Genomic DNA, 14,023 nt, shown 5'->3' with positions numbered 1-14,023 from the left:
GCCATGCCACCACGCCCGGAACCGGTAGCCACCTACCGCGTGCAGCTCACCCCCGATTTCGGTTTCGCGCAGACCACGGCGGTCCTGGATCATCTTGCGGCCCTGGGCATCAGCCACATCTATCTGTCGCCGATCGGTGCCGCCATGCCCGGATCGACGCACGGATACGACTGGGTGCCGCCGCCACAGGTGTCACGCGTGCTGGGCGGCGTCGACGGACTGCGCGAGTTGCGAGCCCAAGCGCGGGAGCGTGGCATCGGGATCATCGTCGACATCGTGCCCAACCACACCGGGGTGGCCGAGGCGCTGCGCAACCCGTGGTTCACCGACCTGCTGCGCCACGGCTCGGGGTCGAGATTCGCGTCCTACTTCGACGCGGACTTCTCGGCGGACAACGGCGCCGACGGGAAACTCGCCCTGCCCGTTCTCGCGTCCGACGGCGATCTGTCACCGCTCACGGTCGACGCTCATGGCATCCTGCGGTACTACGATCACGCCTATCCCACCGCCCCGGGCACGCTCGGCGGCTCGGCCACCGATGTTCATGCGCGACAACACTATCGCCTCGTGCCCTGGGACAGCGGGCTGATCGGCTATCGTCGCTTCTTCACGGTCAACGAACTCGCCGGATTGCGCCAAGAGGACAACGCCGTCTATGCGGCGTCGCACGCCTGGCTGCAGGATCTGATCGAGGAGGATCTCCTCGACGGGGTGCGGGTGGATCATCCGGACGGGTTGTGGTCGCCGATGAGCTACCTCGAGCGTCTGCGCGGCGATGTCGGACCCGAACGGTTGCTCTACATCGAGAAGATCCTCTCCGCCGACGAACCCCTCGAACCCGAACTGCCCGTCGAGGGCACCACCGGATACGACCAGATGCGAGTGATCGACGCATTGTTCACCGCACCCTCGGGTGTGGTGGAACTCGACGAGATCCATGAACGCGTCACCGGGATGCCCGGTGACTCCCATTGGCTGCACGCGGCCGAGCGTGAACGCAAGCTCGCCACGCTGCACGCCCAGTTCCCGGCCGAACACCGTCGACTGGTGCGGGCGATCACGCATTCGGATCCGGACGCCGACGTCGAGGCGGTCGCCGCTGCGACCGCCGAGCTGATCGCCGATCTCGGCGTCTACCGCGCCGACTATCCCTCCCTGCGTTCCCGGCTCGTGTCCTGCGCCAACGAGATCGGCAGCCGCAGAACCGATCTCGCCGCCGCACTCGACATCATCGTTGCCGCCACGCGTCACCCGGGTGCGGCGAGTTCGCGGCTGGCGCAGACCTGCGGTGCGGTGACGGCCAAGAGCGTCGAGGACAGTCTCTTCTACCGGACCGCGCGTCTGGTGTCGTCGCAGGAGGTGGGCGGCAGTCCCGCGGAGCCGACGATGAGTCTGTCGGATTTTCACGCGCACAACATTGCTCGCGCCCGTGATTGGCCGCGGTCGATGTCGGCGGGAACCACCCACGACACCAAACGGGGCGAAGACGTGCGGGCGCGGATCGCGCTGCTCGCACAGGTGCCGCAGCGCTGGTCCCTGCTCGTGGACGAATTGTGGTCGGAGTGCCCTCCCCCCGACGACCTGACCGGATACTTCCTCCTGCAGAACATCATCGGGGTGTGGCCGGTCGGCGACCCCCCCGGATCCGCCGAGGCCACCGACGAACTGCGCGAACGACTTCACGACTATGCGCAGAAGGCGACCCGCGAAGCCGGGTTGCACACCACCTGGACCGAGATCAACGACGAATTCGAAACCCAGACCCGTGAGTGGATCGACCAGGTGACCTCGGGCGCCGCCGGCGATTCGATTTCCCGGTTCGTCGCTCGCATCGCGTCGGCATGGGAACAGGAGTCGTTGGCCCGCAAGGCGATTGCTCTTCTCGGCCCGGGTGTGCCGGACATCTATCAGGGCACCGAATGGTGGGACGATTCACTGGTCGATCCCGACAACCGTCGGCCCGTCGACTACGACCGGTCGCTGGATCATCCCAAGGCGCGGCTCATCCGCACGGCTCTGCGAGTGCGCAGCACGCACCCGGACGCGTTCGGGCAGGACGGCGAGTACCTGCCGCTGCACGCCGACGGACCGGGATCCGACCACACCGTGGCGTTTGCCCGCGGATTCGGCGGGCAAGCGCAGGTCGTGATCGTCACGGCGCGCTTCACGCACAGCCTCATCGAGGACGCGCACGCGACGTTCCTGGATCTGCCGGCCGGTTCGTGGCGCGCCACCACCGGCGCCACCTTCACCGGAACGGTCGATCTCGCCGAGTTACGGGCCGAAGAGCCGGTGGCGATCCTGCTGCGCGACTGATCGGCGTGACCGATCAGCCTCCCGGTGCCGGTGCCGGTGCCGGTGCCGGAGCGGGGGTTGCGGTGGGTGCCGGGTTCTGCCCACCGGCATCGCCGCCCTGACGGTCACCGATACCTGCCTGGGCTCCGCTGAGCTTCGCGACCTTCCAGGTGCCGTCCTCGTTCGCCAGGTCCAACCACACGAGCATCAACTCCTTGCCGCCGGAGGGCGCGATGCTGCTGGTGCCCGACACCTCCACCAGAACGCTGGTCGAGGCCCGCGTAGCGTCGAACGATTCCACCGACACCGACTTGATGGTCGGCGTGGCCTTCACGTTGAGGTCGCGGATCACCTTGGCGCCGTCGTTTTGTTCCCGGTCGAGGTTCTTGGCGAACTCACCGGTGCTGAGCGGTCCGAGCAGCGACTTCATGTCGCCGACGTTCACGGAGTTCATCGTGCTGACGAGTTTGAGGGTGAACTCGCTCGAGGCGGTCTTCGCGTCGTCGAACGCGGCAAGCCGCTGCTGATCGCGGTGATACGCCCAACCGAGGATGCCGGCTCCGGCCAGCGCCGCGACGACGAGCAGTGCAAGTACCACCCGGCCCACGGTCGCGCTGTTGATGGTGAAGGAGATCTCGCGTCCCCGCGAGGTTTTCTGCGGAGTGTCGGGGTCGGTGACTGCCTCGCCGGACGAGTCGGTCACGGCATCGTCTGTGGCATCGGCGATCGGCTGGGCAGAATCCTTCTGGCCGGCGGCTCGACGGGTGGACGCTTTTCGGGCCGCCTTCGTCCTCGGTGCGCGGACGATCTCGGAGTCCTGGGCACGCTCAACCGGATTCTGGGCACGCTCAACCGGATTCTGGGCACGCTCAACCGGATCCTGGGCACGCTCGACCGGATTCTGGGCACGCTCGACCGGATTCTGGGCACGCTCGTCGGTCGAGCTGTCGTCGGTGGTGTTCTCGGTGGTCATCGACAGTCCAATGTCTCGGCGGTGCAGGTCATCCCAGCGGGACGGTGCGTTCGTTCGGGTCGGCGCCCGGCGCCGGACCCGCGGTGTCGTCGCCCGGGGGGCGTGGCGCGTTGGCCGATCCCCGGATCTGCTGGTTCGGATCCTCGGTGACACAGTACAGATTGGTCGGAATGGTCGATTCGAGGATCTTGGTGGGCCGGATCGGGGTGACCGCGTAGTTGCAATACGGCCGGGGGAAGATCGCGGCCAACGCCCACCAGGCGCCGTCGTGGAACATGGCGCCGGCGGTGCCCGACGAGTCGCGGATCGACGGCAACAGGCTCGCGACGGTGGGTGCCCGCAACGCGCCCTGGCGCGCGATGTCGGCGAACTGCTTGAGTACGTCGCTCACCGGGTCGCGGATCTGTCCGAGGGATCCGGCCAGGCTGGTGAACTGGGCGGGTCCCCTACCGAGCAGCGTCCGTATCTCCGCGTCGGCGGCCACCGCGGCGTTCACGATCGTGCTGCCCGCGGCCACCGTGGTGCCGAGGTCGGGTTGGATGTCGGCGGTGGTGGCCAGGATCGTGCCGGTCTGCGAGATCAGTTTGGTGGTCTGCGGCAGCACCCGGTACAGGTCGGCGAAGATCGCGCCGCCGGCGTTGAACAGTGCGTGCAGATCGTTGGTGCCGGTGTCGGACACCAGGGCGACGTCGAGGTTGGCGACGATGTCGCGCAGTTTCGTGGGATCGATCTGGTCGATCACGTCGAGCGAGGACTCCAGCAACGCGGGAAACGGTGCGGTGACGTGTGTTTGGTTGACCGAGATGGTGTCGCCGTCGTGAAAGTACGGTCCGTCGGCGGTGGGGGGCACGAAGTCGACGTACTGTTCGCCGGCGGCCGACAGGCTGAGCGCCGACACCACCGCATTGCGGTTGATCTCGACGTTGTCGTCGATCGATACACGTACCCGCACCGATGTCGGCTGCACCGCGATCTCCTCGACGTCCCCGACGCGCGCGCCGCGCAGGGTGACCGGCGAGGCCTGCTGCAGGCCACCGGATCTGGGGAAGTCGATGGTGAGCTGATAGGTGCCCTGCAGGGGCCGCCACCCCAGTGAGCCGAAGGCCAGGTAGGCCAGTCCCACCAGCATCACGGCCACCAGCGCGATGTTGCCGAGCAGAATCGAGTGCTTACGCAGCCAGCCGCTCATCCGCAGCACCCCTTGGTCGCGGTGAGCTGGGCGAGGATTCGGGTGAGCGTCTGTTGCAGCGACTGGGCGCCCTCGTCCACGTCGGCCAACTCGGGCAGCCTGCTGGCGTTGTCGAAGCCGAATCCGGTGGTCAGCCAGTACAGCTTCGACGACAGCGCAACCGAATTGCCCTGCGCCGAGTGCGCCCACTTGGGCGCGAGGACGGCCAGCCGGTCCGACAACGTACCCAGTGTGGGGGCACCCGCGCGCAGCGCCTCGGCCACCGTACGCAGATGCCCGATCAGGTCGATGACGTTCTCGGTGTTGCCCGCGAGAAAGTCATTGGTGGCCGCGGTCACCGTGTTGGTCTTGTCGACGGTGGTCAGGATGAGTCCGATCTGGCTGTTGACGGCGTCGATCGCCGGTGCGAGCTTGTTGATCGACGCCATGATCTGTGCGCGCCCGGCATACAACTGGCCGGTGAGCACCCGCGTGTTGGCCAGCGCCGTGTCGACTTCGGCGGCGTTGCGGTTCAGTTTGGTAATCGCGGTGGTGAATCCGGAGATCGCCCCCGACAGGTCGGCGGGGGTGTCGGGACCCGCCGACACCGCGGCCGAGAGCTCGGTGATGATCTGCTGCGCGGAGCCCAGTGTGCCGCCGTCGGTCACCGCCGCCAGGCTCACCAGCAGGTCCTCCACCGTGGCGGCCGCAGAGGTGGGGCCGGTCAGGGTCCCGCCGTCGGCGAGGTAGGTGGTGGAGGCGGGCGTCGGGGGCAGCAGCGCGACGAACACGTCACCGAGCGGGGTGGCCTGACGCAATTCGGCGCCGGTGCCCACCGGCACCTTCGCGTTCTTGCTGACCTTCATCGTCACCACGGCCCGGTAGTTCTCGGCGCGCAGGTCGGTGACCTCGCCGACGTTGGTGCCGTTGAGTTTCACCTTGGCCCGCGACGGGAGATTGAGCGCATTGGCGAAGGTGGCGGTCAGGGTGATGCGATCGCCGATATTTCCCGGGGCGGGCAATGGTATCTGTTCGACGGTCAGGCCGGGCAGCGAACCGCAACCGGACACCCCGATCACGATGGTCACCAACATGGTGAGCAGTGTCGGCACCCGCCACCTGCGGCTGTGGATTCGGCGGACGACGCTCATCGGCTCAGCTCCAACAATCCGGAGAAGACTCCCAGATCCGGTCCGAAATCCTTCAATTGCCCGGTGCGGCAGCCGTTCTTCTGAAGATTGATGGCCTGGCAGAAGGTGTTGAGCGCTTCACCGTCGATCAGGGATTTGTCCACCAGCGCCTGAACCCGCCAGGCTCCCTGCTCCACCGACACCGAGTTGGCGAGGTTCTGGAACAGCAACGGTCCGAGATCGATGGTCTCCACCACCTGTCGCGAGTAGTCGCTCAGATTCTCGGCGAGCGCGGCGAGTTGCTGGGTCGAGGTGCTGATGGTGCCGGAGTTGGTGCGCAGGAAATCCGTGGTGTTGGTGAGGGTTTGGTTGAGGTCGGCGAGTGTCGCGACGAGTCCGGGGGCCTGTCGTCCGAGTACGGTGGCCACCGAGTTCACCGACGACGAGAACTCCTTCATCTTGGGATAGTTGGTCACCAGCGTCGCGGTGAGGCTCTGCATGGTCTTGATGATGTCGACGATCGCATCACCGTTGCCCGAGACCACCTGCGAGGCGTCGCCGAGTTGGTTGATCGCCAGGCGCAGCCGGTCACCGTTGCCGCTGGTGATGCCCGAGGTGATGTCCACCATGTCGGCGATGGGGCCCTCGCCCGGCTGTTCGGAGCGTAGCGAATTCACCAGGCCGTCAACCGCATCGAAGAGTTGGTCGATCGACACCGGGGCTTTTCCCTCGTTGCGGAGCACCGCGTTGTCGGCGAGCTTGGGTCCGCCGGAGTAGGTGGGCGTGAGTTCGATGTGGCGGGTGGTGACCACCGATGTGTTCACGATGGCCGCGGTGGCATCGGCCGGGATCGGGACGTCCTTGTCGACGGTGAACCGCACCTTCACCCGGTTGCCTTGCTGCTGCACGGAGGTGACGCGGCCCACGGGCATCCCGAGGACCGAGACGTCGTTGCTCTCATAGAGTCCGGCCACGTTCGGGAAATATGCGGTCACCTCGATCGCCGAGCCGAACGCCGCCTTCCAACTCGCCGGGATCAGGGAGCAGCCCGACAGCAGCGACACCGCGAGCAGTGTGACGCCCAGGAAGATGATCGGCCGCCTCCGGCCGCGGACTCCCCCGTGCCCGCGCGCACGGACGATGTCGGTCAGCATCCGTCCACCACCCGTGCAAGACACAGCCAGTTATCGGGAAACAGCCCCCACGGGAGATAGCTGGTCGCGTACGGACCGCTACCGAGGATGTTGTTGGTCAGGCGCGCGCTGACCGGCAGGATCTGCAGGAGCTTGCGGAGGTTGTCGCGGTTCTTCTGCAACCCCTGACTGATCGTGTTGAGGTTCATCAGTATCGGAGCAAAGGTGTTGCGGTTCTCGGCCGCCACCGCGCGTGCCTGTTCGGTGAGGGAGGCGATGCCGTCGAGCATTCTGGTCACCAGGGCCTCACGCGCGATGATCTTGTCGGCGAGTTGACGGCCCTGACCGACGATGAGCGACAGTTGCGTCTGGGAGTCGTCGACCACTGCGGTCACCGACTTGGTGTCGGCGAGAAGCTGGGTGATCTGGTCACGTCGATCGGTGATGATCTGCGACATCTGTGTCAGTGAGTCGATGGTGGGCTTCGCGATGGCCGGCGCGCCGGCCAGCTGCTGATTCAGCGTCCGGATGCTCTGCGCGAGATCCTCGTCGTTGACGCCCGCGATCACCGGGGTGCCCTTCTCGAGCGTTTTCTGCAGGTCGTAGGGCACGCTTGTCCGCACGATCCGGCCGTCGGGTGCCGGTTGTGGCGAATCACCTTGGCGCACATCGATGTAGCGCTGCCCGAGCAGGGTGGACAGCTTGATCTCCGCCGAACCGTTCGAGGTGACGTTCACGTCGCGATCGACCTTCATCGTGATCGTGACGTGGTTCCCGTCGAGTTGGGTGTCGCTGACCTCGCCGACGTCGATTCCCGCAACCCGCACCTTGTCGCCCGGCCGGATGCCTCCCGCCTGGGCGAACTCGGCCACGTAGGTTTTCTTGCCGAGATGGGCGCCGGCGATACCGGAGACGCCGACGAGCACCACGACGATCACCACGGCGCCGGCGACGCCGAGCCATGCCCGGCGGTGGGCGGAATAGCTGCGTCGTATCCGGCTCATCGGCACACATCCGAGAATCGGGTCCCGCCGATCTTGTTGATCAGTCCGGGCGGGAACAGCACGTTGCCGAACGAGATGTCGAGATCGCAGAAATAGATGTTGAGGTAGGCGCCGTCCTGCATCGTCTTGGGCAGCAGCGCGAGGAAGCCGGGCAGAATCCGGGCCGTCTGATCGAGTTTGGCTCCGTTCGCGATGAGCTCGTTGGTGGCCACCTGCGTGTTGTTCGACGCGGCCACGAGGTCGGTGCGGCTGCGCGTGAGAACGTCGGCGAAGCCGGCCGCGGTCTGGCCGACCTGGGTGACCGCACGTCCGAAGGCTGCCGAATTGGCGTTGAGATTCTCGATCAGAGTGCTGACACTCGCGATGACGGTTCCCACCTGATCGCCCTGCAGCGCGAGATCGCGCATCACGCCGCTGAGGTTGTTGATGATCGCCCCGATCACCGCGTCCCGGTCGGACATGTCGGCGGCGAGGCGACCGACCTCGGCGACCGTGGTGCTCAACGAGACCGAGTTGCCTTGGAATGCCTGCAACAACCCGTTCGACAGTGAATTGACCTGCTCGGGTTTGAGCGTGTCGAACACCGGCTGGAAACCGGCCAACAGCTTGGTCACGTCGAACGAATCCTCGGCGGGCACCTTGAGCGTCGATCCGGCGGGTAGCGGGGCACCCTCGGCGCCGGGCTGCAGGGACAGCTCGAGATAGCGCTGTCCGATGAGGTTCTGATACCGGATGGACGCCTTGGTGGTGGTCAACATCGGCTGTGAATCGCTGACGTCGAACACGACGCGGGCGCGGCCCGAGTCGAGATCGATGCTCGACACACGACCCACCCGGACCCCCGCCATCCGCACGTCGTCACCGGTGTGCAGTCCCGACGCGTCGGTGAAGTAGGTCGTGTAACCGTGGGTCTTTCCGGGCACGGATCGTTCCAGCGTGGAGTAGATGATGTAGGTGAGCAACAGCGCCACGACCGTGAACAGTGCGAAGCCGATCAGCGGTTTGCGAATCGAGGAATTCCCGACGCTCATCGTCCACCCCCCTGTGGTGTGGCGCCCGGTGCCGTACCTGACGCGGTGGTGACCGACGCCGCCTGGACGAGGGGACCCAGCATCAACGTGTCGGCGGCGTTGGGCGCCCGGTTGAGCGCGGTGCGCAACGTGTGCTCGTCGGTGCCGGTGGTGACCATCCCGGCCGGGGAGACGCCGCGCATCGGAGACGGATAGATCATCAGGGGCCCTGAACTCGTGGGTCCGGTGCCGGTTCCCGGTCCCACACAGCCCGGACCACGCAGCTGACCGTAGGGCCCTCCGTTGTACACCGGACAGTTCTGCCTCGTGTAGCGATTGAACGCACCGAAACTCAGGCCCAGATTCAGTTGCACGTGTCCGTTGGTGCCGGTGAACACCGTGATCGCCTTGCCCGCGAGGGTCGACAACGCGGTCAACGCCTGCGGCAGCGCATCGGGCTCGAGGACGGCCGCGCCGAGCGTGGTGTTCAGGTCGGGCACGATGCGCTTACCGACGTCACCGTTGCGCGCGAACAGGGTCTGCGCCTGATCGGTGATGTCCTGGGCCGCGACGAGCAGCGCGGTGATGTCGCGTTGACGCTGCGCGATGGTCATCGCGGGGATCACGCTGCGCCCCAGGGTATCCAGGAGCGCAGGGGTGGACTGGGCGAGTCCCTGGACCGAACGGTTGAAGTTGCCGAAACCTCCGGGGTCCCCCGGCGGGAACTTCGCGTTGATCGACTCGAAGTAGTTGTTCAGCAGTGGCACAAAGGTTCCGAAGACCGCACCACCGCCGCGCAGGGCGTCAGCCAGCGTGCCGAGCACGTCGGCGAGTTGCTCGGGCGGTACCGCCTGCAGCAGGGTGCGCAATTCGTTCTGCGCGTCCTGCAATCTGATGGTGGCCAGTGTCTGATCGGCCGGGATGGTGGCGCCGGCCGTCAGGCGCGCCGACGCGGGCTGCGCGGGCTGCACCAGTTCGACCGAGTTCACCCCGAACAGGTTCGACGGCACCGTCCGCGCCGTGACATTGGCCGGAATCCCCGACGCCTGGGCCGGCGCGATGTCGATGTCGACGAGTTTGAGCTGTACACCGCCGCGCCCGATGTCGTCGGAGAGCCGGATCGCTTTCACCTCACCGACGATCAGGCCGTTGTAGCGGACGTCGGCGGCATCGACCAGCCCGTCACCGATGTCCGAGAGTGACGCGGTGACGGGCACGGTGGAGGTGAACGCGCCCTGGTAACGCATGAACAACAGCACGAACACCGCAGCGAGGACCACCAGGAACACCAGTCCACGCAGCACGTAGGTCGTCAACGACGGGTCGCGTCCACCCGTGGCGATGTTCATCGCGGCCCCCTCATCCCGAGATCCTCACTCCGGACGACAGCCCCCAGAAGACCAGTGTCATCACGAGATTGGCGAACACGATGACGATGATCGCCAACCGGATGGCGTGGCCCGCGGCCACCCCGACGCCTTCGGGTCCGCCCGAGGCGAAGTAGCCGTAGTAGCACTGGACGAACGTGGTCAGCAGTACGAACACGATCACCTTGATGAAGGAGAACACGACGTCCTGCGACCTGATGAAGGAGTCGAAGTACGCCAGATAGTTGCCCGCACCCTGTCCGCTCTGCAGTTGGAACATCACCTGACAGGCGATGTAGTTGGCGGCCAGCGACACCGAGTAGAGCGGGACGATCGCGAGCACCGCCGCCGACATGCGGGTGGTCACCAGGTACGGCAGCGGGCGGATCGCGATCGATTCCAGTGCGTCGATCTCCTCGCTGATCCGCATCGACCCGAGCTGCGCGGTGAATCGGCAGCCCGATTGCGCGGTGAACGCCGTTGCGGCGAGCAGAGGTCCGATCTCGCGGGTGGTGGCGAAGGCCGACAAGCCGCCGGTCACCGGGGACATGCCGAGCAGGTTCAGTGCGGTGTATCCCTCGATGCCCACCGTGGCACCGCCCATGATGCCGAGGATCACCATCACCCCGACGGTGCCGCCGCCCACGATGATGGCGCCGTTGCCCCACGCCACGTCGGAGAGCAGCCGCCACACCTCCTTGCGGTAGTGCGTGAACGCAAGCGGCACCGCGCCGATGGAGCGCACCAGAAAGGTGATCAGATGCCCGATGCCTGCCACACCGTCGCGCGGTGCCCGGTAGACGACCTTGGCGGCCGCCAACGGGCGCAGGATCGGCGGCGTGTACCGCGACGCGGCCATGCTCACACCACCTTCGCCGGGACGAGGATCGCGAAGAGCTGGGTGAGCACCACATTGACCGTGAACAGCAAGAGCACGGAGTTCACCACCGCCGCGTTCACCGAATTGGCCACGCCCGCGGGTCCGCCCTTCGTCGACAGCCCCCGGTCACAGGCGACGATCGCCACGATCGCGCCGAAGATGACGGATTTGATCAGCGCGAACGAGAGGTCGGCGACCGACGCGAACGACGCGAATGTTCCGGTGTAGCTGCCCGGGGTGCCGCCCTGGAAGTAGACGTTGAAGACGTAGCCGGTGATGAATCCGACGAAGCAGACGAATCCGCACAGCAGAAAACTCACGACCATGGTGGCCAGCAGCCGCGGCGAGATGAGGCGTTCGATCGGATTGACACCCATCACCCGCATCGCGTCGATCTCGTCGCGGATGGTGCGCGAGCCCAGGTCGGCGGCGATCGCCGACCCGACCGCTCCCGCCAGCAACAAGGAGGTGACCAGCGGCGCGCCCTGCCGGATCACACCGAGGCCGGTGGCCGCACCGGCGAAGGAGGTGGCGCCGATCTGGCCGGCGATGTTGCTGACCTGGATGGACACGATCACCCCGATGGGGATGGCCACCAGCAGCGTGGGAAACACCGAGGTGCTCGCCATGAACGCGCACTGACGGATGAACTCGCCGAACGGAAACCGCCGCCGCGCGATGTCCACCACCAGGGTGCGGAACACCTCCACGAACATGCCGAGTTGGCGGCCGAAGGTGTCGAAGGACGCGACGATGTGATCGTCGAACCAGGCGACCACACCGTTGCGGCGCGACGGTCGGCCCGCGGCCACGTCGCGGGTCGCCGTATCGGCACTCACCGCTCGACCTCGCTCATCACAAACCCCCGACAGTTTCGACAGCCGTCACGTCACGCGTGACGCGGACACCCAGCGACCGACCTCCTCGTCAACTCCGGCGCGAATCTACTGCGCGGTAATATACATCTCTTCACGACCCCATTTGTGCGACGGGTCACACTCGGGCGGGTCTGCGCCTCCCCCCGTTGCCGCTTACCGTGGGAGTGGTGACCGAACCGACGCGTGGTCCCGAGTCCGTCGTCAGCGTTTCCGGCGAGGACGGTGTCACGATAACTGGGTCGACCGACCAAAGTGGCGCGAACCGCCGCACCGGACCCGAGGCAACACCGTTTTCCCCACCCCGCCGCATCTCGGAGTTACGGGTGTGGGCGCCCGAGGCGGTTGCCGTGCGGATCGTCACCGATTCGGCCGACGGCCCGCAGACACCGATGCTGCCCGATCCCGACGCCGAGGGCTGGTGGATGGCAGACCCGACGTGCGCGGACGATCGCGACGACGCCGCCGGGCGTCGCTATGGATTCCGCCTCGACAAGCCCGACACCGACAGGGCGTCCGGCAACCACGAGTCCGATGCGAACACCTCCGGTACGTCCGTCACCACCACGAAGACGCTGCCCGACCCGCGTACGGTCCGCCAACCCGACGGCGTGCACGAACTCTCCGCGCTTTACCGTGTCGACGAGGCCATGTGGACCGACACGCAGTGGCGGGGACGCCCGGTGCACGGCGCGGTGATCTACGAAATGCATGTCGGCACCTTCACGTCCGGCGGCACCCTGCTCACCGCCATCGAGCGTCTCGACGACCTCGTGGATCTCGGTGTCGACTTCGTGGAACTCATGCCGCTCAACGCCTTCAACGGGGTCTACAACTGGGGGTACGACGGGGTCGACTGGTATGCGGTACACGAGGCCTACGGCGGACCCGACGCCCTGGTGAGATTTGTCGACGCGTGCCACGCCCGCGGGCTGGGCGTGGTGCTCGACGTCGTGTACAACCATCTGGGGCCGTCGGGCAACTACCTGCCCGATTTCGGTCCGTATCTCAGCGCCGCCGATACGGGCTGGGGCAACGGCATCAACTTGTCGGGACCCGATTCCGACGCCGTGCGGAGCTACATTCTCGAGAACGCGTTGCGTTGGTTCGCCGAGTTTCACATCGACGCGTTACGGCTCGACGCGGTGCACGCGCTGGTGGACCATCGGGCGGTCCCGATCCTCGAGGCCTTGGCGATCGCCACCGACGCCCTGTCGGCGCAGCTGGGTAGGCCGCTGTCGCTGATCGCCGAAAGCGATCTCAACGATCCGCGACTCATCGTCAGCCGCGACGTCGGTGGCTACGGCCTCACCGCGCAGTGGGACGACGACATCCATCACGCGATCCACACGGTGGTATCCGGCGAAACGCAGGGCTACTACCGGGACTTCGGGAGCTTGGCTGCGCTGGCGAAAGTATTGCGCGGCGGTTTTTTTCACGACGGAACCTACTCGTCGTTCCGACGCCGCCACCACGGCAGGCCGATCCCGACGAACCTGGTGGATGCCACCTCGCTGGTGGCCTACACGTGCAATCACGATCAGATCGGCAACCGCGCCATCGGCGACCGGCCCAGCGCCTATCTCTCGGGTGGTCAGCTGGCGATCAAGGCTGCACTGGTGCTGCTCTCACCGTTCACCCCGATGCTGTTCATGGGCGAGGAATGGGGCGCCTCGACACCCTTCGCGTTCTTCACGTCCCATCCCGAACCCGAACTGGCCGAAGCGGTTCGGACGGGGCGACGCTCCGAGTTCGCCGCACACGGATGGAACACCGAGGAGATCCCCGACCCGCAGGATCGGCAGACCTTCATCGATTCACGGCTCGACTGGGACGAACGTGGGGCACCCGATCATGCCCGAGTCCTGGACTTCTACCGGGCCTTGATCGCACTTCGCAAGGCCCACAAGGATTTCACGGACTCGACGTTCGCCGGCGTGTCGGTCGAGTACGACGAGACGGCGGGTTGGTTCGCGATGCATCGCGGCGACTGGACAGTGGTGTGCGTACTCGGATCCGATCCCGTCGACGTCCCGCTGGCGGTGAGCCCGATTCTGAGCTGGGCCGAACCCGAGATCACCGGCGGGGGCCTCCGCAGTCCCGGACACAACGTCGTCGTCGGCACCCGAACATAGAACACTTCCGCGTCGAGCGTGCCCACATCCGCGTCGAGCGTGCCCAGATCCCT

11 protein-coding genes are annotated in these 14,023 nt (G+C 66.3%); 2 read left to right on the top strand and 9 right to left on the bottom strand.

All coding sequences use genetic code 11. The annotated features are described in order from the left end of the window. The first annotated feature begins 3 nt into the window (after nt 1-3). Complete coding sequence (gene treY / locus ACWDSI_RS12010; RefSeq protein WP_449756654.1) at nt 4-2,316, top strand: malto-oligosyltrehalose synthase; 2,313 nt, start codon at nt 4-6, stop codon at nt 2,314-2,316. A gap of 13 nt (nt 2,317-2,329) precedes the next feature. Here treY and ACWDSI_RS12005 read toward each other — a convergent pair whose 3' ends face one another. Genes ACWDSI_RS12005 through ACWDSI_RS11965 form a run of 9 tightly spaced genes read right to left on the bottom strand, consistent with a single transcriptional unit; the run spans nt 2,330 to nt 11,772 of the window. After that, nucleotides 2,330-3,268, bottom strand: coding sequence for a hypothetical protein (locus ACWDSI_RS12005; RefSeq protein WP_449756653.1), 939 nt, complete (start codon nt 3,266-3,268; stop codon nt 2,330-2,332). Nucleotides 3,269-3,296: 28 nt separating this feature from the next. Further along, nucleotides 3,297-4,466 (bottom strand): MlaD family protein, encoded by a 1,170-nt coding sequence (locus ACWDSI_RS12000; protein WP_449756652.1) that lies wholly within the window; start codon nt 4,464-4,466, stop codon nt 3,297-3,299. Then, nucleotides 4,454-5,587 (bottom strand): MlaD family protein, encoded by a 1,134-nt coding sequence (locus ACWDSI_RS11995; protein ID WP_449756651.1) that lies wholly within the window; start codon nt 5,585-5,587, stop codon nt 4,454-4,456. Before ACWDSI_RS11995 ends, ACWDSI_RS12000 begins: the two co-directional genes overlap by 13 nt. Then, a complete protein-coding gene (locus ACWDSI_RS11990) occupies nt 5,584-6,720 on the bottom strand; it encodes an MCE family protein (protein ID WP_449756650.1) in 1,137 nt (378 codons plus the stop codon). Before ACWDSI_RS11990 ends, ACWDSI_RS11995 begins: the two co-directional genes overlap by 4 nt. Further along, complete coding sequence (locus ACWDSI_RS11985; protein WP_449747097.1) at nt 6,714-7,703, bottom strand: MCE family protein; 990 nt, start codon at nt 7,701-7,703, stop codon at nt 6,714-6,716. The genes ACWDSI_RS11990 and ACWDSI_RS11985 overlap by 7 nt, the downstream gene beginning before the upstream one ends. After that, nucleotides 7,700-8,734, bottom strand: coding sequence for an MCE family protein (locus ACWDSI_RS11980; protein ID WP_449756649.1), 1,035 nt, complete (start codon nt 8,732-8,734; stop codon nt 7,700-7,702). The genes ACWDSI_RS11985 and ACWDSI_RS11980 overlap by 4 nt, the downstream gene beginning before the upstream one ends. Beyond that, nucleotides 8,731-10,062: an MlaD family protein gene (locus ACWDSI_RS11975; RefSeq protein ID WP_449756648.1), complete on the bottom strand. Its 1,332-nt coding sequence runs from the start codon at nt 10,060-10,062 to the stop codon at nt 8,731-8,733. Before ACWDSI_RS11975 ends, ACWDSI_RS11980 begins: the two co-directional genes overlap by 4 nt. A gap of 10 nt (nt 10,063-10,072) precedes the next feature. Beyond that, nucleotides 10,073-10,939 carry an ABC transporter permease gene (locus ACWDSI_RS11970; protein WP_449747100.1) on the bottom strand — a complete coding sequence of 289 codons (867 nt, stop codon included), beginning with the start codon at nt 10,937-10,939 and terminating at the stop codon, nt 10,073-10,075. 2 nt (nt 10,940-10,941) lie between these two features. Next, entirely contained in the window at nt 10,942-11,772 is an 831-nt protein-coding gene (locus ACWDSI_RS11965) for an MlaE family ABC transporter permease (RefSeq protein WP_449756705.1), read from the bottom strand. A 233-nt stretch (nt 11,773-12,005) separates the two neighbouring features. Between ACWDSI_RS11965 and treZ the strand changes: the two genes are divergently transcribed. After that, nucleotides 12,006-13,970, top strand: coding sequence for a malto-oligosyltrehalose trehalohydrolase (gene treZ / locus ACWDSI_RS11960; protein ID WP_449756647.1), 1,965 nt, complete (start codon nt 12,006-12,008; stop codon nt 13,968-13,970). Nucleotides 13,971-14,023: the final 53 nt, after the last annotated feature.

Source organism: Gordonia sp. NPDC003429, assembly GCF_053588575.1.
Note: the sequence above shows the minus strand (reverse complement) of the source record. Positions and strands in the feature narration are given on the sequence as shown.